Annotated in this window: 28 protein-coding genes; 17 read left to right on the forward strand and 11 right to left on the reverse strand. The window is 62.4% G+C overall.

The annotated features are described in order from the left end of the window. Window positions 1–110 precede the first annotated feature (110 nt). The 4 genes from NS365_RS21875 to NS365_RS21890 are packed head-to-tail and all read right to left on the reverse strand — an operon-like array spanning window position 111 to window position 1,448. A complete protein-coding gene (locus tag NS365_RS21875; protein ID WP_058602419.1) occupies window positions 111–320 on the reverse strand; it encodes a hypothetical protein in 210 nt (69 codons plus the stop codon). Beyond that, a complete protein-coding gene (locus tag NS365_RS21880) occupies window positions 317–790 on the reverse strand; it encodes a hypothetical protein (protein WP_058602420.1) in 474 nt (157 codons plus the stop codon). The genes NS365_RS21875 and NS365_RS21880 overlap by 4 nt, the downstream gene beginning before the upstream one ends. Next, window positions 787–1,188, reverse strand: coding sequence for a helix-turn-helix transcriptional regulator (locus NS365_RS21885; protein ID WP_058602421.1), 402 nt, complete (start codon window positions 1,186–1,188; stop codon window positions 787–789). Before NS365_RS21885 ends, NS365_RS21880 begins: the two co-directional genes overlap by 4 nt. Continuing rightward, complete coding sequence (locus NS365_RS21890; protein ID WP_058602422.1) at window positions 1,185–1,448, reverse strand: carph-isopro domain-containing protein; 264 nt, start codon at window positions 1,446–1,448, stop codon at window positions 1,185–1,187. The genes NS365_RS21885 and NS365_RS21890 overlap by 4 nt, the downstream gene beginning before the upstream one ends. Window positions 1,449–1,498: 50 nt before the next feature. Between NS365_RS21890 and NS365_RS21895 the strand changes: the two genes are divergently transcribed. From NS365_RS21895 to NS365_RS21970, 16 genes are all read left to right on the forward strand, one after another. Beyond that, window positions 1,499–2,545 (forward strand): helix-turn-helix domain-containing protein, encoded by a 1,047-nt coding sequence (locus NS365_RS21895; RefSeq protein WP_082684779.1) that lies wholly within the window; start codon window positions 1,499–1,501, stop codon window positions 2,543–2,545. A gap of 530 nt (window positions 2,546–3,075) precedes the next feature. Further along, the gene (locus NS365_RS21900) at window positions 3,076–3,303 is read left to right on the forward strand and encodes a hypothetical protein (protein ID WP_058602424.1); all 228 of its coding nucleotides are present in this window, start codon (window positions 3,076–3,078) and stop codon (window positions 3,301–3,303) included. Then, window positions 3,300–3,734 carry a hypothetical protein gene (locus tag NS365_RS21905; RefSeq protein ID WP_058602425.1) on the forward strand — a complete coding sequence of 145 codons (435 nt, stop codon included), beginning with the start codon at window positions 3,300–3,302 and terminating at the stop codon, window positions 3,732–3,734. The genes NS365_RS21900 and NS365_RS21905 overlap by 4 nt, the downstream gene beginning before the upstream one ends. Window positions 3,735–3,743: 9 nt before the next feature. Then, window positions 3,744–3,977: a hypothetical protein gene (locus NS365_RS21910; protein ID WP_153003894.1), complete on the forward strand. Its 234-nt coding sequence runs from the start codon at window positions 3,744–3,746 to the stop codon at window positions 3,975–3,977. 73 nt (window positions 3,978–4,050) lie between these two features. Further along, on the forward strand, window positions 4,051–4,473 hold the full coding sequence (locus tag NS365_RS21915; protein WP_058602427.1) for a helix-turn-helix domain-containing protein: 423 nt from the start codon (window positions 4,051–4,053) through the stop codon (window positions 4,471–4,473). Window positions 4,474–4,498: 25 nt separating this feature from the next. Beyond that, window positions 4,499–5,383, forward strand: coding sequence for a TAXI family TRAP transporter solute-binding subunit (locus NS365_RS21920; RefSeq protein WP_058602428.1), 885 nt, complete (start codon window positions 4,499–4,501; stop codon window positions 5,381–5,383). 73 nt (window positions 5,384–5,456) lie between these two features. Next, window positions 5,457–6,248, forward strand: a complete 792-nt coding sequence (locus NS365_RS21925) for a hypothetical protein (protein WP_153003895.1) — start codon at window positions 5,457–5,459, stop codon at window positions 6,246–6,248. After that, on the forward strand, window positions 6,245–6,514 hold the full coding sequence (locus tag NS365_RS21930; RefSeq protein WP_058602430.1) for a hypothetical protein: 270 nt from the start codon (window positions 6,245–6,247) through the stop codon (window positions 6,512–6,514). Before NS365_RS21925 ends, NS365_RS21930 begins: the two co-directional genes overlap by 4 nt. 130 nt (window positions 6,515–6,644) lie before the next feature. Next, a complete protein-coding gene (locus NS365_RS21935) occupies window positions 6,645–7,211 on the forward strand; it encodes a hypothetical protein (RefSeq protein ID WP_058602431.1) in 567 nt (188 codons plus the stop codon). Continuing rightward, complete coding sequence (locus tag NS365_RS21940; RefSeq protein ID WP_058602432.1) at window positions 7,208–7,993, forward strand: hypothetical protein; 786 nt, start codon at window positions 7,208–7,210, stop codon at window positions 7,991–7,993. The genes NS365_RS21935 and NS365_RS21940 overlap by 4 nt, the downstream gene beginning before the upstream one ends. Further along, window positions 7,993–8,511 carry a twin-arginine translocation signal domain-containing protein gene (locus NS365_RS21945; protein WP_153003896.1) on the forward strand — a complete coding sequence of 173 codons (519 nt, stop codon included), beginning with the start codon at window positions 7,993–7,995 and terminating at the stop codon, window positions 8,509–8,511. The genes NS365_RS21940 and NS365_RS21945 overlap by 1 nt, the downstream gene beginning before the upstream one ends. Beyond that, window positions 8,511–9,518 carry a DUF5131 family protein gene (locus NS365_RS21950; protein ID WP_058602434.1) on the forward strand — a complete coding sequence of 336 codons (1,008 nt, stop codon included), beginning with the start codon at window positions 8,511–8,513 and terminating at the stop codon, window positions 9,516–9,518. The genes NS365_RS21945 and NS365_RS21950 overlap by 1 nt, the downstream gene beginning before the upstream one ends. Before the next feature lie 71 nt (window positions 9,519–9,589). Further along, window positions 9,590–9,826, forward strand: a complete 237-nt coding sequence (locus NS365_RS21955; protein WP_058602435.1) for a hypothetical protein — start codon at window positions 9,590–9,592, stop codon at window positions 9,824–9,826. Between the two features lie 4 nt (window positions 9,827–9,830). After that, the gene (locus NS365_RS21960; protein ID WP_058602436.1) at window positions 9,831–10,088 is read left to right on the forward strand and encodes a DUF2312 domain-containing protein; all 258 of its coding nucleotides are present in this window, start codon (window positions 9,831–9,833) and stop codon (window positions 10,086–10,088) included. 94 nt (window positions 10,089–10,182) lie between these two features. Next, window positions 10,183–11,295 (forward strand): ParA family protein, encoded by a 1,113-nt coding sequence (locus NS365_RS21965; RefSeq protein WP_058602437.1) that lies wholly within the window; start codon window positions 10,183–10,185, stop codon window positions 11,293–11,295. Beyond that, on the forward strand, window positions 11,288–11,959 hold the full coding sequence (locus NS365_RS21970; RefSeq protein ID WP_058602438.1) for a RelA/SpoT domain-containing protein: 672 nt from the start codon (window positions 11,288–11,290) through the stop codon (window positions 11,957–11,959). The genes NS365_RS21965 and NS365_RS21970 overlap by 8 nt, the downstream gene beginning before the upstream one ends. Window positions 11,960–12,157: 198 nt before the next feature. Here NS365_RS21970 and NS365_RS21975 read toward each other — a convergent pair whose 3' ends face one another. The 7 genes from NS365_RS21975 to NS365_RS21995 form a co-directional block, all read right to left on the reverse strand. Next, a complete protein-coding gene (locus tag NS365_RS21975; RefSeq protein WP_058602439.1) occupies window positions 12,158–12,433 on the reverse strand; it encodes a hypothetical protein in 276 nt (91 codons plus the stop codon). A gap of 629 nt (window positions 12,434–13,062) precedes the next feature. After that, a complete protein-coding gene (locus NS365_RS21980) occupies window positions 13,063–13,626 on the reverse strand; it encodes a formyltransferase family protein (protein WP_058602440.1) in 564 nt (187 codons plus the stop codon). Continuing rightward, the gene (locus NS365_RS21985; RefSeq protein WP_058602441.1) at window positions 13,614–14,741 is read right to left on the reverse strand and encodes a GNAT family N-acetyltransferase; all 1,128 of its coding nucleotides are present in this window, start codon (window positions 14,739–14,741) and stop codon (window positions 13,614–13,616) included. The genes NS365_RS21980 and NS365_RS21985 overlap by 13 nt, the downstream gene beginning before the upstream one ends. After that, window positions 14,738–14,932 carry a hypothetical protein gene (locus NS365_RS24265; RefSeq protein WP_153003897.1) on the reverse strand — a complete coding sequence of 65 codons (195 nt, stop codon included), beginning with the start codon at window positions 14,930–14,932 and terminating at the stop codon, window positions 14,738–14,740. Before NS365_RS24265 ends, NS365_RS21985 begins: the two co-directional genes overlap by 4 nt. After that, window positions 14,844–15,143 (reverse strand): Com family DNA-binding transcriptional regulator, encoded by a 300-nt coding sequence (locus tag NS365_RS25390; RefSeq protein ID WP_082684782.1) that lies wholly within the window; start codon window positions 15,141–15,143, stop codon window positions 14,844–14,846. Before NS365_RS25390 ends, NS365_RS24265 begins: the two co-directional genes overlap by 89 nt. A gap of 730 nt (window positions 15,144–15,873) precedes the next feature. Continuing rightward, the gene (locus NS365_RS25395) at window positions 15,874–16,287 is read right to left on the reverse strand and encodes an HK97 family phage prohead protease (protein ID WP_206612165.1); all 414 of its coding nucleotides are present in this window, start codon (window positions 16,285–16,287) and stop codon (window positions 15,874–15,876) included. Window positions 16,288–16,809: 522 nt separating this feature from the next. Beyond that, a complete protein-coding gene (locus NS365_RS21995; protein WP_193753507.1) occupies window positions 16,810–17,454 on the reverse strand; it encodes a GntR family transcriptional regulator in 645 nt (214 codons plus the stop codon). A 214-nt stretch (window positions 17,455–17,668) separates the two neighbouring features. Between NS365_RS21995 and NS365_RS22000 the strand changes: the two genes are divergently transcribed. Beyond that, on the forward strand, window positions 17,669–18,706 hold the full coding sequence (locus NS365_RS22000; protein WP_058602444.1) for a 4-hydroxythreonine-4-phosphate dehydrogenase PdxA: 1,038 nt from the start codon (window positions 17,669–17,671) through the stop codon (window positions 18,704–18,706). Window positions 18,707–18,808: the final 102 nt, after the last annotated feature.

An 18,808-nucleotide genomic window follows, 5' to 3' on the forward strand; every position in this document is an offset into this window, starting at 1 on the left:
TGTGAGCGGTACAGGGAGATTATGTTTATCGTGAGTGATCCGGCAGCCACCGAGTACTACAGAGGGGAGAGAGTCGGAAGCGTCAGATGTGTAGAAGAGAAAGGGGGGGGTCAGCTGCTGAGCCGACCTTTCTGAATTTGGCGAGCAACCCAACCGGAGCGGCGCGGATCGTGCTCGACGGCCCAGCGTGCGGCCTCGTCCATGATGTGCCGGACGATTTCCGCCGGCTCGTCGTTGAGCAAAAGTCGCCCGCGCCCGACCGGCACTGCCGGGTCATCGTCACGCGGCATCAGACGTGGCTTGCGATGACGCTCCCTCATGGCTGCGCCACCTTCGCTTTCAGTGTCGAAAGCTCGCGCTCCAGGTCGCGGATGGCTTCGCGCATCGCCCCGCGCTCTGCGCTGCAGATGTTGCCGTCCGCCAGTGCGTCGTCCGTGACCACGATCAGGTCGGAGACCTCGCGCGAGATGCGGCGCAGATCGTTGTCGCACACGTCGCCGACCGTGCCGGTGCCGTCCCGCACGAGGCGGTCCGTCATCCATTTGGAGACGATCCCCTGCCCCGCGGCGATTTCCAGGCGCACCACATGATGGATCGGCATGAACCGGGTCATGTCGGACGTTGTGCAATAGCCGGAGACGCGTGGCTCCGAGATCGGGTGCACTTCGCCCTTGTCGTTGACAACCGGCATCAGGAGGCTGGCTGCCCCCGTGCCGCCCACGGCCGACACCAGTTCGCCTGACATCGTCTTGAGCGAGCGCATGTCGAGATCGGAAAAGGGGCGGATCATCGAGCCGCCTCCGAGTTCGGGAAATCGGCGCTGGGCGAATTTCCGTGAACGCTGCGACCGCCTGCCACATCTTCCGAGAACGACGTGGCGAAGAGGGCACCATGAGGAACAATGGCGGACGAAGCAGAAGCATCGTCAGGCTGCGCTCCGGAAGTGTCAGAACTGACACCTTCGGCACTCACGGCAAAGGTCGGCACGATATCGAGCGCGCGCATCCAGCGGATGCCGACTTCCAATGTCGGGCTCCCATCCGAATATTCCCAGCGCTTGAAGGTGCGCAGGCTCACGCCCAGGCGGTGCGCCATGTCGGCTTGCGTCAAACCCTTGGCCGCGCGCTGGCTTCTGACCAGCGCGAAAAGGCCGGCGCTGATCATGGTGGCGGAGAGGGGCGCGGTCATGCGGCGGCCGAGCCTTCGACCGCAAGAAAATCAGAAAGGGCAATCTCAAGCCCTTGCCGCTCCCCGGCCTCTTGGATGCCGATCCAGTGATCCTGCGGAATACGGCCGCGGTCCCTCCAACTCTGCACTGTGGTCACAGGCCGGGGCGATCCGTCAGGCATCGGGTAGGCACGTGCCATCCCCGATAGGCCACCAAACTTTTGGATGATGATTTCAGCCGGGTTCCGCGATGCTCGGTCGGCCGTGGCGATATCAGACATCGATCGCACCTCTTACGCACATTGGGTAAGGATATACGCATCATGCGTAAATGGTCAACAGCGATCAACGTGGAATGCGTATGGTCTTTACGCGTATCTACGCCTCTATGAGCAAGAAGCCGGATGAGACGAAGGACGAACGGCGCGAGCGCCTCGCTGCGCAATTCAACAAGATTCGCGACAAGACCGGCCTATCTATGGACGAATTCGCGAAACTCTTGGGGTACGCACGCGCGTCCAGCATCCAGCGATACGGAAACCCGGCGCTTCACAGCGGCCAGTATCTGAGCGGCCCGCTCATGGAGCGAATGCTGGCCAAACTGCCGGGTCAGTTCGGGATCACCGAGCAGGAGGTCAGGGCTCTTGGAGGGCCGATTATGGCGCCCGTCGTGTCGGCGCCTGTATTGTCAGCCCCGGTGCAGGATGGACGGCTAGCTCAAGCCATGCGCCAAGCGCGCAGACAAAGAAGCTATACGATCCGGTATGTCGCCGATGCTCTCGGGGAAACGATCGAAGAAGTTGACGCCTGGGAACGCAGCGCTTTGACGCCTACGAGCGACCAACTGGAAGAGTTGGCGGCTCTGCTGGCCGTGGATTCCGAAGCCCTGCGGCAGGGGATCGTTGACCCGCTCGACCTTGAAAAATTGGCCGATGCGACTTTCGTCTCGGACAAACTACCGCTACCCAATGGGCCCCGCGATGTGGAAAAGCTCGGCGTGGTGGCCGCCGGAATAGATGGCGACTTCGCATTCAATGGAGCCGTTTCTGAATACATTATGCGGCCCCGGGGCTTGTACCAGAGACCCGGCGTGTTCGCCCTCGAAGTCATCAGCGATAGTATGTATCCAGCATACCGCAAGGGCGACATCGTCTTCTGCGACCGGACTGAGCCCAGCGTAGGGGATGACGTCATCATTGAGACGTTCCCCGAAGCCGACGGAAGCGCAGGGAAAGCATTCCTGAAGCGCTTGAAGCGACGCAGTAAATCCACGCTTACAGTCGAACAATTCAATCCGCCAGAAGACCTCACGTTCGATCCATATGAGATCAAGCACCTTTGGCGCGTCGTGCCGAACCGCGAGCTTCACGGCTATTGATCAGATAGGCCTCTGCCCTGAGCCTATGGGCTTCGCTGACGAAGACCACCTGTACGGAAACTCGACGTCCAGGTAGCCCCTCGTCACGGCAGCCAGCACACGTGAGCCTGGCGCAAAGTTGCGAGAGCGGCACGTCATCACTGACGCCATAGCGCCATAGCTCATCCCTGCGACGCATGCGGGTGCGACCGCAGTCGGCACATTCGATCGTCAATGACGATACTTGGCCCAAAAGCGCTTCCCGACCGGGAAAGCTCATCTCATTTCCTCCAAATGTTCACCCTCCGTTCTCATTAGCTATCAAACAATGGCGGGAGTCGAGTGTGCCATTTTCTCGCCTGTGGATTGCGGGAATAACCGCGTAGGGTGAGAGCAGCTTTCGCCTGCCTGCTGGCCGAGATCATTCCTCCCGCGATCAGCTTACGCATATTCATACGCACCATGCGTTGACTTTACGCATCGTGCGTATATCCTCGTCTCCAGTTCGCTAGCCAAGCGCTACCGAAGCCCCCTCATGTCGGAGACGAGACATGGCATCCAAAAAGCTCGGCAATCGGCCTGATCAGCACGACAGGCGCAACCTTAAAATCGGCGATCTCACTAGGTATTTTGCTGCCTGGGCGATGCTTGCAATTTGCATGTCCACCCTTGGCTACAAGGCTATTGGCCGCTGCATCGAGGCGCAGGCCGCTCAGGTTCTGGACCGGCAGGAGAACTTCCGCTCGTTCCGCACCGCTTCCTCGGAGGCCGGCCGATGAGCAGGCGCCAGAAAACCAAGCGCTACGACTGGAGCGACTTCAACTTCGACCAGTCCGCGCCGGAGTTCGAACCCGTCCGCCGCGTCGATCTCGAAGACAGCGAGACGCCGGCCGACGTCCTGGCCCAGACCCGCACCCCAGCGGGCTTCGTGGACCGGGAGCGCGACGCGCAGCTGCTACCGACAACCCGCGCCTATGACGGCACACCCACCTATCTGGTTGACAAGAACACGCACGCCGCCCAGGTGGTCGCTGGTGTCAAAGCCTCATGCTCCATGCCCCGGATCTCGGTGCGCGGCGGCGTCGCGTTCAGCCTGCGCCTCAACGGGGTCGAGTTCGAACGCTCTGTGGTCCTGTCGGACGAAGAGGCAGACCGGCGCGAACCCTTCTATCGCGCCTCCCTTTACGCCTACGCCGCCGCGCAGGGCTGAGGCGGCGCAATGGCTCGGGCGCTCCGCGAAAACCGTCCTTTGTTCGTACCGAAGGGCGACGAGCATCTGACGCTGGCCGACTGCGCCCGCGCTAAGCGCAATTGCGCCCTGCTCATCAAGGCGCGTGGCAAAGTGCCGATCCTCCTGGAGATCTGGGAGGACATCAAAGCCTTCGAGCGGCAGCTCATGAACAACGACAATCTCGATCTCGAAGTCGAGATGGCTCTGCGCGGCGCGGCCTGAGGCCGGGCCGCCCGCCATATCCGCCGTGCGGGTTACGCGCCGCGCCGTTTCCCTCGTCTTGAAAGTGACCGCCATGCCTAAAACTCGCGACCCCATCGACGTGGACCTCGGCGCGCGCCTGCGCGCCATGCGCACCGCCCGCCGCATGAGCATGGAAGCGCTCGGCCGCAAAGTCGGCGTGACCTATCAGCAGATTCAGAAATACGAGAGCGGGATGAACAGCATCAGGGCGGCAACCCTCATCCGGCTCGCCCAGGCGCTGAACTGCGAAACATCCGACCTGCTGGTTTCAATGCCAATGCCGGAGGGCGACGCCGCTCTTCCTGCTCCTTCTGCTAGCCGGCTTGGGTTGGCGGACGAACCGCTTCCCGGCATTCAAGATCTCCAACCGGAACTTCGCGGGCCGGTCTCGGCGCTCATCAAAACTATCGACGCGCTCCACTCGCGCCCTCGTACCGCCGCGCCGGCCAAGGCCTCCGCGCCCCTCGCGCACTGACCCTTTCCCCACCCCCGGAGCTATCATGACCCGCCTGCCCTTCCTTGCGGCCATCCTCGCCGCCGCCGCCCTCCTTGCACCATCCGCCCAGGCGCAGGACGCCCCCTTCCGCGTCTGCACCGCGCGGAAGGACGGCAATTATTTCGCCTTCGGGCTCGAGTTGCAGAAGACCCTGCGCGGCACCGTGCCGGTCGAAGTGATCGCGACCGACGGCAGCTGGGACAATCTCGGCAAGCTGAAGAACGGCCAGTGCGACGCGGCCATCGTTCAGTCGGACGCCGACACGGTTTTCCGCGCCTCGAACGCCGGCGCGGCGCTGACCGCGCAGCGCATCGGGGCCGCGTTTCGGGAAACCCTGAACCTCGTCTGCAATCGCTCGCTCGGCATCAACGATCTGAGCGACTTCGTCTCGCGCAAGCCGAAGGTCGCGATCGGCAAGTTCGGGTCCGGCTCGTGGGTGTCGTGGAATGGCATCGTCCAGGCGGACCGGATCGAAGGCAGCGACGCTTATTCGGCCATCCCGACCGAGACTGTCGGCGACACGCTGGCACTGACGCAGGTCGTGGACGGGTCCGACGTCGGCTGCCTGTTCTTCACCTCGTCGAAGAACTCCGACTTCACCGCCAAGATCGCGGCCGTCGCCGGCAAGGGCAAGGTGCTCGACTTCGTCGACATCAGCGACAAGGATTTCAACGACACGCTCGATAGCAAGGGCCGGCCGATCTACGAGCCGACGAAGGTGTTCATCGACGGCTTCGGCCATTGGTCCTCGACCCCGACCTATGCCGTCAACGCCCTGTTCTTCGTCTCCGACCGCTGGGCGGGCGAGAACTCCGACGAGTTCGACGCGGTCGTCTCCGCCTTCCTTCCCACCGCCGCCAACGTGAAAGCCGCCCGGCACCTCGACTGAGGCCGGCCGCGCTCACACCAACCCGGAAAAAGGCAGAATTGCTATGTCGACCTCCGCTGACAATAGGCCCTTCGTGGCCATCATCCAGAGCCGCATCATTCACGCATTCGGCCCGATCCTCCTGTCAGCCGCGAAAGAGGTTTTCCGCTGGAAGGACGGGGCTTTCATGGTGTTCCCGCACCCGGAAGGCGCGCTGTGCGTGGCGACCGACGGTCAAACGCTGGCCATGATGCTCGACCGTGAAGCGGCCGTCGCGAGCCCGAGGGCCTTTCATCTACCGGAAGCGCTCATCAAGGCCTGCGCGCCACGCGCACCGATCAGCAGCATCTATGCTGACGAGCAGGCCGATCTTCCTTTGCCGGAATGGAGCCAGCCGGCCGCCCTGCAACTAACCCATGCCTGCGCCAGCGTGCTACCTGCGATGCACCACCCCAAAGATGCCGAGTGGAAACCTCGAGGGTTCCATCTCCTCGGCCGGATGGGACGCGAAGATGGTGGCGTGCAGCGCGTAACCGACTATCAGGTCTTCACCCCTACCAAAGACCCTCGCGTTATCCTCCCCACGATCGTCCCCGGCGCCACTAGGCTGTCAATGGACCCGGCCTTGGTCTCGAATTTCAGCCTCATCAAAGAGGTGTTCGGAGAAACGGGGTGCATGACCTTCACGGGCGGCACCGATCACAGCCCGATCATGGTTCTTCTGGAGAGATGCCCCGACTTTTTCGGCGCGATATCTCCGATGCGTCTGTCGCAGGAGACCGAATGGCCGGAGTTCGCGAAGGCGCTTCGAGACGAGGTCAGTGCTGAGAGGGCAAAGTCCGCTGACGCCGAGCGCCGAACGGAAGTCGCGGAGGGCCGGCCGTGACCAGCCTTTCCGAACAGGTGGCGCGCGACGTCTCCGCCGCCATGGCGCGCCGGGCGGCCGCGACCGAACAGAAGATCGAGGCAAGGCTCGCCCGCGAGCAGGCCGACATCCGCTCCGCGATCGAGACGAAAAGCGCCGTGGACGGTAAGGCTTCCGCGCCTCGCCTCCGCTTACAGGCCGAAGCGCGGGCATTCGGTCAAGCGGCGCTGGCCGCCGCCGAGGTCGCGCTTGAAATCGCGGCCGAGGATGCGAGGGCGGCGCGATGAGCGTGCGCCTCCGCCCCGGTCTCGGACCTATCCTGCAGACAGCCGTCGCCTGCGCCCTGAGCGGCGCGCTCATCGGCATTCCGGTCGGCTTCGGCCTCGCACTCCTCCTTCTCTGATTTCGGGCACTCCGATGCAGCTTGATCCGAACAATCCAACCATCGGCCTTTCGCGCGGCGCGCTCGACGTCCTGCGCGAGCGGCTGCGTCAAGCTACGGACGAGGGCTGGACGCGCGAACATGACGACGCGCACCGCAACGGCGAGCTTCTGGAGGCAGCGCTTTGCTACGCGCGCGTCTCCAGCTGGGCCGACGAACGCCAGCGCCGCTATCTCCGCCCCTCGGGCTGGCCTTGGGCGCATAGCTGGTGGAAGCCGACCACGCGGCGCCGTGACCTCGTGAAGGCCATTGCCCTTCTACTCGCCGAACTCGACCGCCTCGACCGCGCGCAGGAGCCGGCACGGGCGCCGGCCGAGATCGCCGTCGAGCAGATGAGCCGGACATTCGAGCGCATCACCGTCCGACATGTGTTCGCCAATGCGCGGCAGATCGCGCGCACGCGCAAAGCCTCCGGCGCGAATTGGGTTTTCGCGATGGACCTGTTCGGACTGGGCTCGACCTACGCCCACGAAATCTGCCTGCGGATGGGCATTGATCCCGATGCTTCGACTGCGACGCCTTGGCCGGAGCAGACGCCATGACCGACCGGCCGATCCTTTTTTCCGGACCGATGATCCAGGCGCTGCTCGACGGCCGAAAGACCCAGACGCGGAGGGTGCTTCGCATTCCAAAGGGGTTCACGGTCGAGAACTTAGCTGAGAGCAATCCCGGATTTTATTCGGGCCTGCCCGGCGACGCGAGCAGCTGGGGCGATAACTTCTCCGACGACGGCGGGCCAATGTCCCTATGGGAACTCGGCAGTTTAAGCTTCGCAGCAGGCGACCGCCTTTGGGTGCGCGAGACGTGGTCGCACACCGGCGATGGTGTGTTTGAAATCCATCAAGCCCGCATTGCGCCGACTGGTCGCGTCATTTACGCGGCCACGCCCGCGCCAGACGCTCCGCACGCGAAATACTGGCCGTCGATCCACATGCCCCGCGAGTTCTCTCGGTTGACGCTCACAGTGTCAGATGTGCGGGTCGAGCGGCTCCAAGACATCAGCGAAGCGGATGCGATTGCTGAAGGCGCGACGTGCCGTCTCGAATGTTCTGGATGCATGGGACGCTATCCAGGCTGGTCGATGGACTGGTCGGCCGTCGGCAAACCGTCCCGGTTTGCGCGGAACGGCGGAGTGCTGTCCGAGCGCGACATCTCTCATGGCACCCCCGTCGCCGCCTTCGCAGGGTTCATCAACGAACTTCACGATCCCCGTTGGAATTTGAAAGGCGACGGAATCTTCGGCCGAAACCCCTGGGTGGTCGCCCTCACCTTCACCGTCGCGAAAGCGAATATCGACGCCCTTCCAAAGAGTGAGGCCGCGTGATGATCAACCGTAGATCACTCCTGCGCGGGATGGCGGCCGTCGCGGCGGCACCTCTCCTTCCGCCGATCGCCGCTCCCGCCATCGCTGGCAGCGCCGGCATAGTTTCATCGGCAGAGCCCCTGCTTTCCTATGCGGTTGGGATCGCTGACGAGTGGAACTGGCTGCCGATCAAAGCGCGCAGCCCGGAGCACGCGATCGAGCTTTGGCTGAGCGAGCGCGGCATTCCATCGATCTGCGAGGCCCTCGAGGATGGCGAGACGACCGAGCCTTGCGGCGACTGCGAGTTTTGCAACGCTCAGAACCCGGATGTGGTCCGCCACGAGGAATGGGACGGCCACGCCGTTCCGATCGGCAGCCGCTTATGGTGCGAAAGCGGTCTCGGGAGCATCTGCGTTCGCTGCCAAGACGAAGCTTGGCTTCAGGAAGGCGGCTTTTTCGACCCCAACGGCAGGCTCGTCTGTGTCTCATGCGAAACGCCGGCCGAGTTTGCCGCGCGCAACGGCCGAGGCGATGCCTAATGGCCGACGGCACCCCCATCGAATGGACCGACGCGACCTGGAACCCCATCACCGGCTGTTCCGTCGTCTCGCCTGGCTGCACGAACTGCTACGCCATGAAACTCGCGGGCTCGCGCCTGCGCAACACGCCCTCCCGCGCCGGCCTGACGCAGGAGACGAAGGGCGGCTCCGTCTGGACTGGCGAGGTCCGGTTCAACGGGCAATGGCTCGACCAGCCGCTGCGCTGGCGCCGGCCGCGCATGATCTTCGTCTGCGCCCATGCCGATCTGTTCCACGAGAACGTGCCGGACGAGTGGATCGATCGCGTCTTCGCGGTCATGGCCCTCGCCCCGCAGCATCAGTTCCAGGTGCTGACGAAACGGCCGGAGCGGATGCAGGATTACTGCTGCCGTGCCGATGAACGCGGCCGTCATCCTTCGATGACAGCCGCGGCCTTGATGGCAGCCACAGGCCGCTGGAACACTCCCGCCCTAGACTTGGGCCTATGGCCTCTTTCGAACATCTGGCTCGGCGTCTCTGTGGAGGACCACTACCGCGCGGCCGAGCGCATCCCGATCCTGTGCGAGACGCCCGCCGCGTTGCGCTGGGTCAGCGCCGAACCGCTGCTCGGCGCGATCCATGTCAGCTTGGCCGACATCGATTGGGTCGTTGCAGGCGGCGAGAGCGGAGCCGGCGCGCGCCCGATGTATCCGGGCTGGGTCCGCTCGCTGCGCGACCAGTGCGCAAACGCCGGCATCCCTTTCTTGTTCAAGCAGTGGGGTTCTTGGAGCGTTCACGAGGTGGATGCCGGCGGCAGGATCGAGCCCGGCATGGACATGACCAGTCTTGCCGGCATCCGCCATTGGATAGGGGATCGGTTCATCGAGCCCGATGAGGGCGCGTCCGTGGCGGATGTCATTCATCCCTTCGCCATTCTCGCGATCCCCTGCGGCAAGAAACGCGCCGGCCGCCTCCTTGATGGCGCCCTGCACGATGAATTCCCATCTCTGGAGGTCCCGTTCGGATGAGGCTCCCTCGCGGTCCAAGAGGAGAGATCCTGCCGCCTCCCACCTACACAGCTGCGCGCCAAGCCAAAGCCATGGCCGACAGCCGCGCAGAACAGGACGCCCGCAAGGCGCTTCGCGCTGCGCTGACCCGATACCGCAACAAGCGCGGCACGGATGAACTTATCAGCGCGCTGAAGATCGAGCTAGAAGCTTTGGGCGAGCAACCCAAGCTGCTGTACAGCTTGGCCCCGACGTTCGACGCCAAGGGGCAGTCGTCCATCCTCAACATCGCGCCGGGGGCTTCACCCGGCACCAAACAAGCGAGTTAGCCGCATGTCGAACGCCACGGATGACGTCGCGCAGGACCAACTGCGCTCCTTCGTCGAACGGATCGAGCGGCTTGAGGAAGAGAAGAAGACGCTCTCCGACGACATCAAGGATGTCTACGCTGAAGCCAAAGGCAACGGCTTCGACACGAAGGTGCTTCGCAAGGTGATCAGCCTTAGGAGGCAGGACGCGCAGGAACGGCAAGAACAGGAGGCGATCCTCGACCTCTACCTACAAGCGCTTGGGATGCCGCTGCGTAGCTGAGGAATTCAACATTCTTCCAAGCACGCCCCCTTACAACCTTGACGTCAAACGCTGCGTGAACTCAAAGTCGGGTAGAACCAGAGGAAACATCGGCATGCAGCCGCGAATCGTTACCATATTCAATAACAAAGGGGGCGTCGGGAAGACGACCCTGACCTACCATCTGGCGCACGCGCTGGGAGAATTGGGGAAGAAGGTTCTGCTCATTGATTTGGATCCTCAGTGCAACCTGACGATCTTTTCGCTTCCTATGGAAGAAATTCATGACATTTGGCGCCCCGAAGACAATTTCATCGAAGACTTCCCAGCGGCTCGTTCCCAGGCAAATCCCGCCTATTTCGACCACCTCATCGGCAGCCCTCGATCCATCCATTTTGATTTGAAGCCCACCGAGGACGGAACTGCCGAGCTAGACGAACTTCCGCCTGCTGTTAGGCTGCGCAATAACGTGCACCTAATCCCGGGCCGCCTGACCCTCCATCTTTTTGAAGCCAAGATTGGCGAACGCTGGAGTGGGATCTACCAAGGCGATCCCCTTGCTATCAGGACTGCTACTCGCGTTCGATCAATCGCCTACGAATACGCTAGGCGTGATGGCTACGAGATCATCATTTTCGATACCTCCCCCAGCCTTGGAGCGCTGAACCGCAACCTGCTTTCGCTTGCGGACGGGTTTATCATCCCCTGCGCGCCAGACCTATTCTCAGTTTATGGTATTCGAAATATTGGAAACGCACTTTCGGCCTGGCGCCGTCAGTTCGAAAGCATCTTTCACTTCTTATCGGATTCCAAGCGGGAAAACTTCCCGAAGAAATTCGTGAAACTTCTCGGCTACACGATTTACAATGCCCGGCGGTATGGTGGAGAGGGCAACTATCTTGATCTAGCACGTGCTCACGAAAACTATGCAAGACAGATACCAAGCACTATTCGTGAATTTATCCTCAGCGACACTATTCTCGACAACGATGGACGCGCGCTGGACCATTCAATTGGCGAAAACTCAGTCATTCACTCACACAATACATTTCCGAGCATGTCTCAGAAATATCATTGCCCCATGTGGCTTGTTCCAGACAATCCACATTTAGAACCTGGAGACAAGGCCTCTATAGGCGGCAACCGCCAGAAGTATGTTGATACAAAAAGGGCCTACCATGCCTTTGCGCGCGATTTCCTCCATCGTGTAGGTATGCTCGATGTCTGAGGCGAATGAGCATGCTGACCTGATTGCCCTTTTCGACAACCTAAATCATCATTTGAGAACCTTCATGAAGAATGTGGAGGAATTTATCGGAAACCACCCTGATCTCAATAAACCCAACCATTCCGCTGTTCATTCCTACAAGAGTCGTCTGAAAGACAGGGAACACCTTCGAGCAAAAATCTCTCGCAAGATGGCGGAGGGCCGGGAGATCAACGGAGATAACCTCTTCAGAGAGATAACCGACCTAACAGGGGTCCGCATCCTCCATCTGTTCCAAGACGACTTTCAACACATCGACGCCGTGATCCGCTCCAAAGTAGACGAGGGCGACTGGGTGTTCGCCGAGCCTCCGAAGGCATACACATGGGATCCAGAGGCAGCGTCGTATTTCCGGGGCTTTGAACTGTCAGTTTCAGAAAAGCCCACGTCATATACGAGCGTTCATTACCTCGTTCGCCCCCGAGCCAACTCCCCCCTCTGCTGTGAAATACAAGTACGGACCCTTTTCGAAGAGATCTGGGGCGAGGTTGACCACCAGATCAATTACCCAACACCAACTGAAAGCGTTGCATGTCGTGAGCAAATCAAGGTGCTCTCGAAGATCGTCGGTGCCGGCAGCCGCCTTTTAGACTCCCTGAGAAGGGTGCATCACGCAGGGGAGTAAGGATCAACTGCCCACAATGGCTATAAGGTGTAGATCGAACACCCCACCGCGCATCATCCGCTCGAGGTTGCCAATATCCAGCGCGACCGAGATGCCACACTCGGCCGCCCTTTCCACAAAAGGTAAGGGCTGGGATCGGATGTACCGATCCCAGCAAAAAGGTTCGACAGCCTTGGCCCGGTTATGCCCAGGGACTACTCAGTCCCGAGCGATCTTGTTGAACGCATCCCAAAGCTTCGAGACGACACGGTAGATAAGATACAGGCGGTGGGCCATGCTAGGCTTCACCGCGAGCGCGAGCTCCTTGAGGAGCCAGTCCTTGGCGGCTTCATCTCCGTCCTCGTCCTGGATGATCGAGTAGAGGATCAGCAGCTCCGGGAGCCAGTGCAGTGCATAGCGCCCCACAGCAAGCGTTTGGTAGATTTTCGTAACCCACTTACGCGGGGAACGGTTGTCCTTCGGAAGTTCGTTCATCGTTATCTCCTACAAGAGGAGATGAAAGCTCCCGGTAGGTGGCCGCCGTATAGTTCAAAGCCCGTGTGCCGGACGCTTCCATCTGGAAAACGCGTCTACGGCGACCACCACGCACGGGCTTTGATTCGGAACTTGCAGAAGAGACAAATCCCTTATCCTGCAAGCGCTCGAGCGCAACAAACACTTGCGCAAGCGAAACATGTCGATTCAAATCTTTGGAAAGGCTTCGCGTTATTTCCGCAGGAAAAGCCTCTACTCCAAGATTTTTGACGCATTTCAGCACTGCGAACTCAAAGTGTTGTAGCAAGAGAAATCTTACATTGCTGGCCTCGGGCTCTGCCGTGGCCTTAACATTGCTTTGGGTCTTTGCGTACACATGGGTAATCCTTTGATAAGAGTGGATATTTTGGAGGAACGTTTCCTCGGACTGATCGGGGCATTGGCCCCGACCCTCCCCAAAACCGCGGTGGAATGCGGCTTTAGCATATCAATTATGGTTGCTAACGATATGCAAGGCAAGTGGCGCCCGTGATTATTTGCAGAAAGACGGCGAGGAATCTGGCACCAGCAGCTACTTACCAAACTCGCTTAGCTCGGCCGGAACTGCGAGCGTGAACCAACTTCGAGATTTAGCACCTTGTCGAGAAGCGTTCGTCCTGTCGCAGAGCCGGCAGAACGCGTCGCTGCTGGTAGAACCGGATCGCGTTGGCCAGCAGGTCGAGCCCCAGCGGTGCGAGCTCATCGCGCCAGAGGTCGGCGACCGTAGCGCTTGGCGGCACGAAGCACCAATCCTGAAACGCGACCGGCCCCTCGTCCCATCCGTCCGTCAGATGAAACACCGTGCCGCCCGCAATGGCGTCGCCCGCCGCGATCGTCGCCTGCACGGCCCGCGCGCCTCGATGACGCGGCAGAAGGGACGGATGATAGCCGATGGCGGCCGCGGCGAGGGTCCGCACCGACGCGGGCACGAACTTCGTGGCGTGGGCGGTGATGAGGAGGTCCACCACGCGGCCGCGCATCATCCGCTCCAGGTCGCTCATGTCCCGCGCAACGGGAATGCCCCGCTCGGCCGCCTTCTCCGCGAACCGGCAGGAGCCGGCCGTGCTCAGGACGGCAAGAACTTCGCCGTGTGACACGGCAAGGTCCAGAACGGCGCCCGCGAACCACTTCTGCCCGACGATCACGAAGCGCACGTGGGCTCTCCCATGTAGCGGAAGCCCTGCACCGCGCGGAAGTGGCCGCCATAGCCGGAGCCGCTGGGTTTCTGGCCGGCCGATTTTGCGATCGAGGCGGCGCAGCGCAGCTTGTTGTCGCCCACGAGGCCGGCCGATACCTGCGCCCATTTCGGATCACGCCGCAAAGCGGCCGCGAGCCCCGGATGCGAGGTATGGAACAGCGTCGGCATGGGAATGCCGTAGCGGTTCCGACCCCAGCGCCATTCCGAGCAGACGGCGTTCAGGAAGCGCATGCCGACGCCGGCCCCCTGCCATTCGGGCATGATCACCAGCCGGCAGGCCCTCGCCTCGCGCAGGCCCGGCCGCGTGGACACCGCCAGATGCGCCACCGGCTCGCCCTCGACGAGGCCAACATAGCATTTCGCCGCGATCATCTTTGGTAGCTTCAGATAGTGATGCGGCTCAAAGAGCGGCCAAAATCGCCAGTCCGTTTCGACAATTTCGAGATTGAAGCGGGGGCGTCGTCGAAGACCCCTCCCGGTGAACTCACCTGTCGCTGTGTCGAAGATCCAGTCGGGCTCGAGCCAGTCGGCAATGTCGTAGTGGCAGGACAGGAGGACCGCCTGCCCGCCCGTCCGACGCCAGGCCTTCGCGAAGGCCCCGGCACCAATGCGCGCGATCTGCCGGTCCACCACGCTGGTGAACTCGTCCACCACGACGCGGGCCGGCCGATCACAGATGATCCGCGCGAGATCGGCGCGGAACCGCTCGCCGTTGGACAGCACGCCGTAGGGGCGCAGCCAGGACGGGACGCTGCCGAGTCCCACGGCCGAGAGAGCGCCGGTCGCCTCGTCGAACGATCCGGCCGCGCCGATCGCGTCGATGATGGGCCGATCCTCGGGCCAGCCCTCGGCCTGATAGAAGGCGCCCTCCCCAAAGATCAGCCGGCCCATGGACGTCTTGCCCGAGCCGGACGGCCCGACGATCAGGCCGACCTTCCAGTCGGCCCCTTCGATCGGGAGTTCGGCGGTCAGTTCGAAAGCGCTGCCGTCATCGACGTTGAAGAGGGATTTTACGCGCGCGGCGCGGTAGCTGGTCGCGTCGGCGCAGCGGTGGCGAACCTCGACCCTCACGTGACCACCACCTTGATCTTGCATGAGCGGATGGCTTCGAGGGCCTCGTAAAGCTTGGCCTGGTCTTCCTCGCTGGGGCAGACGAGGACGATGCCGTATTGCTCACGGTATCGGTCCTTCGCCGGCCGGCCGGGCGCGGTCACTGGTAGGGGCGGAGGGGTTCCCTCGCCCTGGCTCGTTTTGGTTTGCATGGATTTCTCCGATCGGAAGCTCAGGGCTTTCGAAGGAGGGCTCTGACGGCCTCAGGTGGTTCAAGCGTCCGCATCGGCGGCACTTGATTTCGAGCGCGCCTTTCAGCGCGTGGCGCTCCATCCTGAACAGGAGGGCGCGGCATCCACAGCGTATGGGCTCCATTGGAGTCGCTTTTGTCCGAACGATCGGCCACAACGCCTTGCTGTCCATCAGCAGCGGCAGGGTGGCGACATTCTTTCGTGCGTCATGCGGGGATCAGACCGGCAAAGTTGAAGCCCCGTAGCCGGTTCATGCCGGCCCCTGCCACACTTACATTTCTACCCCCCTTGCAAGACACCGCCATTCATGTCCAATAGGTACATGTTCACGGTTTGTCTTGTGCTACATTTCGGGGTACATTCCGGGTTACAAGACACCATAGGCGATCAGCATTTTACAATAAAAACAATAGCCTAAGCGAATCAACGGCATCCCCGGCGAATCCCGCTCCCTCCGCCATGCTTATTTTCTGTCCCCTAGATTTCAATGGGTTACGGGCGTTTTCGTCTAACTTGCCAGTTGAGTGAGACACTTCGGCTTGCGGTCCTGCCCCGTGAGCGGTCAGGGCGCGGCCTTCCTCGCCCTTGTTCGGATAGGTCGCGTTATCGGTGATGCCGATCGCGGAGGGCGGGAGGCCGAAAGTGCGAGAGATGACGAGACCGGAATCTTCCTGGCCGTTCAGACGCTCGCTGTCCTTGTTCAAGATGGTGCAGAAGGCTGGCGATCCTCCATTCGCGCCTGGCGAAGGAGGTCAGGCCGAGCCGCATCTTGCCTTGGAGCACCGGATAGAGAGCATGGTGCGTGGCGGGCACGATCCCCTCCCTCGCTGAAGCGGTGCGGCTTGAGCGGCATAGCCGCCAGGGTTTCAACAATAAGGCGGATGCAGGCGAGCGCGCCGTGATCACCGTCCCCTCGCAACCCGGCCATGCGAGGACGATCGAGACCTCATGCAGCTCGATGGCGCGCAGCTCGCGCCTGTTGCCGGTGCAGTGCTCGTCCACTGCGTTGAAGCTGAAGAACATGCCGCCGAGACTGCCCCGCTCGGCCAGCGCCAGAACGTCCGGCCAAGCGCATCTCCCGAAAGATGAGGCCTTCCGCTCTGGATGCGGCCAAAAACCCGGCCGGGGTCATGATCGACCAGGGCGAGCATGTCGCGGCCGGACCGCAGCGAAGCGGCGAAAGCGCCCGCTTGGATCGTCTGCGTGACGCGCTCGCCGATACGGGCCTCAATCTCGAAGGATGTGGCGTAGCCCCCCAGCTGCCGCCCGTGACCGGACTTCGACCGGCACGGCTCGACGTTCGAACGTCGCCGCATTCATCTGCAATCCTCCGCTGCAATCCTCCGCGTGGGCGAAAGCCTTCGGCTCGCGGACCACGCCGTCCGCGTCGAGGAAAGCATGGATGAGACACCGCCAGCCCCATGCTGGAAGCCCGCGCCTGAAGACGGAAGCAAGTTCCAATGCCCAAGGGGCAACGGCATCCGGCGGCGCTGAAGCAGGCAAGCCTTCGGGAACAGGCCGATCATTCGGGAATTCGCCCTGGCGCAGACATGCCCCTTGCGGAAGGGGGCGAGGTAAGCTCGCTTATGGTCTCGGGTCTGCCTCGTGGCACGGCTAGGGCGTGCCACAGATCGAGCGGCCTCGCTCATTTCGATCCCATCATGGGAAGGCCCGATCGGATCGATCTCGAAGAGAGGCGTGACAGCCAAGGGCCACGGGTCAACCACAGCGAGACCTCAGCTCGGGAGCGCCTGACCCAACACGCCGGATGGGGAAATCCCGATCACGACGATCCAATTGGCTATTCGAAACAGACCCTTCGCAGAGCGCCGATCCGCCTACAACATGTTCTCCACTCTCTCCCACGCACGGGAAAGATGGCGGGTGAGGATTTCGGCGAGCGCGGGGCCGTCGCGCTTTTCCAGGGCCACGATCATCTCCTCATGCTCGGCAACGGCCGCCGCCCATTTTTCCGCGCCCTCGTGCGCGATGAAACGCACGCGCTTCAGCCGCATCTGCAACCCGGCATGGACATGAGCGAGAGCCGAATTGCCGCTGAGTTCGACGATCCGCGTGTGGATCTCCTGGTTGAGCTTGTAATAGGCCAGCCGGTCGCCGGCCCGATATCGCTCCATCATGGCGTCGTGCGCGCGTCGGACGGCGGCGATGCCCGCGTCCGTGCCGGCCTCGCAGGCGAGGCGGCCGGCGAGGTGCTCCAACTCACGGATCACGACCAGCATGTCGTGGACGTCCTTGCGGTCGAAGCGCCGCACGGTGGCGCCGCGACTGGGGATCAGCTCCACCAGCCCTTCGCTCGCCAGATACTTGATGGCCTCGCGCAGGGGCGTGCGCGACACCCCGAGCTGTTCGCCGAGCTGGCCCTCGTGCAACCGGGTGCCGGGCTCCAGCGCGCCTTCGATGATCATGTCGCGCAACCGCCCGACGATCGTGTCGTGCAGCGAGGTGCGTGAGATGCGCCCCATGTCCGAACCGGCCGCGCCGTCGCTCGGGCGCGGTGCCGACACCGTTTCGCTCATCGTTCCTCCCTGCGGCAGACGCCCGATCCTTCTCATCCGTCACTCACCACAAACGCACGAAACCGTCAAACCAGAATTCTGTATGCAGAATACAAAAGGCTTGATGCGTGTGTTCAGATGGTTTAGCGATAGCGCCACGCTTCATTCGGGAGAACTGGGAATGGCTTTTGCGACCAACGGCACCGAGCGTCCGATCGTGGCCCTCGCCATGGGCGACCCCGCCGGTATCAGCCCGGAACTCACCGCCATGCTGCTGGCCGATCCCGAGACCAACGAGCGCGCGCGCGTCGTGGTCTTCGGAGACCGCCGCATTCTCCAGCGCGGCGCGACTGAGGCCGGCGTGACGCTCGATCTCGGCGAGGCCGCCGACGCCACATCGATCGGCGACGGCTCGCGGCCCGTCATGGTGGATCTGAAGAATCTGGCGGTCGAGGACGTGCGCCGGGGCGAGGCGACGCTGGAGGGTGGCACCTTCGCCACCACCAATTTCCGCCGCGCGCTGGAAATGGCCCATGCCGGCCAGGCCGACGCGGTGATCTTCACGCCCTTCAACAAGCAGGCGATGCGCTTCGCCTATCCCGGCTACGACGACGAGATCCGCTTCGTGGTCGACGTCACGGGCTTTTCAGGCAAGGTGCGCGAGTTCAACGTTCTAGAGAAGGTCTGGAACGCGCGCGTCACCTCGCACATCCCCCTGAAGGAGGTGTCGGACCACCTGTCGGTTGAGGCGATCCTGGCCGAGGTGAAGCTCACCCACGACTGTCTCAAGCAATCCGGCGTCACACGCCCGCGCATCGCGATCAACGGGTTGAACCCACATGCCGGCGACGGCGGCGCTTTCGGCATGGAGGAGATCGAGATCATCGAGCCCGCCGTGCGCGCCGCGAAGGAGGCCGGCTACGAGGTGGACGGGCCGTTCCCGGCCGACACCGTGTTCCTGCGCGCCCTGAAGGAAGGCTGGCACGCGGTGCTCACCATGTATCACGACCAAGGCCAGATCGCGATGAAGCTGATGGGTTTCGACAAGGGCGTGACCATGATGGGCGGCCTGCCGTTCCCGCTCTGCACCCCCGCCCACGGCACGGCCTACGACATCGCCGGCAAGGGCAAGGCCGATCTGGGTGCGACGCGCGAGGCTTTCCGCCTGGCGGTTCGCATGGCCAACCAGCGCCGCGCGCTGGCCGCCGCTGCCGAATAGGCGAAACGTTCCGAACAGGCGGGGGGAGAGAAACCGCATGTCAGAGGCAAACGCGCGCAAGTTCGATCGAACCAACTGGCCGATCGCGGCCGCGATGATCCA

The organism is Aureimonas ureilytica (genome assembly GCF_001475935.1).
Lineage (GTDB): Bacteria > Pseudomonadota > Alphaproteobacteria > Rhizobiales > Rhizobiaceae > Aureimonas > Aureimonas ureilytica_A.

What these genes read in the sequence shown, in the direction of transcription:
- NS365_RS21970 (WP_058602438.1), top strand. Translation starts at nt 11,288, where the DNA reads ATGTCTGAGGCGAATGAGCATGCTGACCTGATTGCCCTTTTCGACAAC.
- NS365_RS21895 (WP_082684779.1), top strand. Translation starts at nt 1,499, where the DNA reads ATGGTCAACAGCGATCAACGTGGAATGCGTATGGTCTTTACGCGTATC.
- NS365_RS21945 (WP_153003896.1), top strand. Translation starts at nt 7,993, where the DNA reads ATGATCAACCGTAGATCACTCCTGCGCGGGATGGCGGCCGTCGCGGCG.
- NS365_RS21940 (WP_058602432.1), top strand. Translation starts at nt 7,208, where the DNA reads ATGACCGACCGGCCGATCCTTTTTTCCGGACCGATGATCCAGGCGCTG.
- NS365_RS25395 (WP_206612165.1), bottom strand. Translation starts at nt 16,287, where the DNA reads ATGCGGCGACGTTCGAACGTCGAGCCGTGCCGGTCGAAGTCCGGTCAC.
- NS365_RS24265 (WP_153003897.1), bottom strand. Translation starts at nt 14,932, where the DNA reads ATGCAAACCAAAACGAGCCAGGGCGAGGGAACCCCTCCGCCCCTACCA.
- NS365_RS25390 (WP_082684782.1), bottom strand. Translation starts at nt 15,143, where the DNA reads ATGGACAGCAAGGCGTTGTGGCCGATCGTTCGGACAAAAGCGACTCCA.
- NS365_RS21965 (WP_058602437.1), top strand. Translation starts at nt 10,183, where the DNA reads ATGCAGCCGCGAATCGTTACCATATTCAATAACAAAGGGGGCGTCGGG.
- NS365_RS21885 (WP_058602421.1), bottom strand. Translation starts at nt 1,188, where the DNA reads ATGACCGCGCCCCTCTCCGCCACCATGATCAGCGCCGGCCTTTTCGCG.
- NS365_RS21880 (WP_058602420.1), bottom strand. Translation starts at nt 790, where the DNA reads ATGATCCGCCCCTTTTCCGATCTCGACATGCGCTCGCTCAAGACGATG.
- NS365_RS21915 (WP_058602427.1), top strand. Translation starts at nt 4,051, where the DNA reads ATGCCTAAAACTCGCGACCCCATCGACGTGGACCTCGGCGCGCGCCTG.
- NS365_RS21960 (WP_058602436.1), top strand. Translation starts at nt 9,831, where the DNA reads ATGTCGAACGCCACGGATGACGTCGCGCAGGACCAACTGCGCTCCTTC.
- NS365_RS21955 (WP_058602435.1), top strand. Translation starts at nt 9,590, where the DNA reads ATGGCCGACAGCCGCGCAGAACAGGACGCCCGCAAGGCGCTTCGCGCT.
- NS365_RS21890 (WP_058602422.1), bottom strand. Translation starts at nt 1,448, where the DNA reads ATGTCTGATATCGCCACGGCCGACCGAGCATCGCGGAACCCGGCTGAA.
- NS365_RS22000 (WP_058602444.1), top strand. Translation starts at nt 17,669, where the DNA reads ATGGCTTTTGCGACCAACGGCACCGAGCGTCCGATCGTGGCCCTCGCC.
- NS365_RS21975 (WP_058602439.1), bottom strand. Translation starts at nt 12,433, where the DNA reads ATGAACGAACTTCCGAAGGACAACCGTTCCCCGCGTAAGTGGGTTACG.
- NS365_RS21905 (WP_058602425.1), top strand. Translation starts at nt 3,300, where the DNA reads ATGAGCAGGCGCCAGAAAACCAAGCGCTACGACTGGAGCGACTTCAAC.
- NS365_RS21875 (WP_058602419.1), bottom strand. Translation starts at nt 320, where the DNA reads ATGAGGGAGCGTCATCGCAAGCCACGTCTGATGCCGCGTGACGATGAC.
- NS365_RS21935 (WP_058602431.1), top strand. Translation starts at nt 6,645, where the DNA reads ATGCAGCTTGATCCGAACAATCCAACCATCGGCCTTTCGCGCGGCGCG.
- NS365_RS21920 (WP_058602428.1), top strand. Translation starts at nt 4,499, where the DNA reads ATGACCCGCCTGCCCTTCCTTGCGGCCATCCTCGCCGCCGCCGCCCTC.
- NS365_RS21900 (WP_058602424.1), top strand. Translation starts at nt 3,076, where the DNA reads ATGGCATCCAAAAAGCTCGGCAATCGGCCTGATCAGCACGACAGGCGC.
- NS365_RS21910 (WP_153003894.1), top strand. Translation starts at nt 3,744, where the DNA reads ATGGCTCGGGCGCTCCGCGAAAACCGTCCTTTGTTCGTACCGAAGGGC.
- NS365_RS21995 (WP_193753507.1), bottom strand. Translation starts at nt 17,454, where the DNA reads ATGGGGCGCATCTCACGCACCTCGCTGCACGACACGATCGTCGGGCGG.
- NS365_RS21950 (WP_058602434.1), top strand. Translation starts at nt 8,511, where the DNA reads ATGGCCGACGGCACCCCCATCGAATGGACCGACGCGACCTGGAACCCC.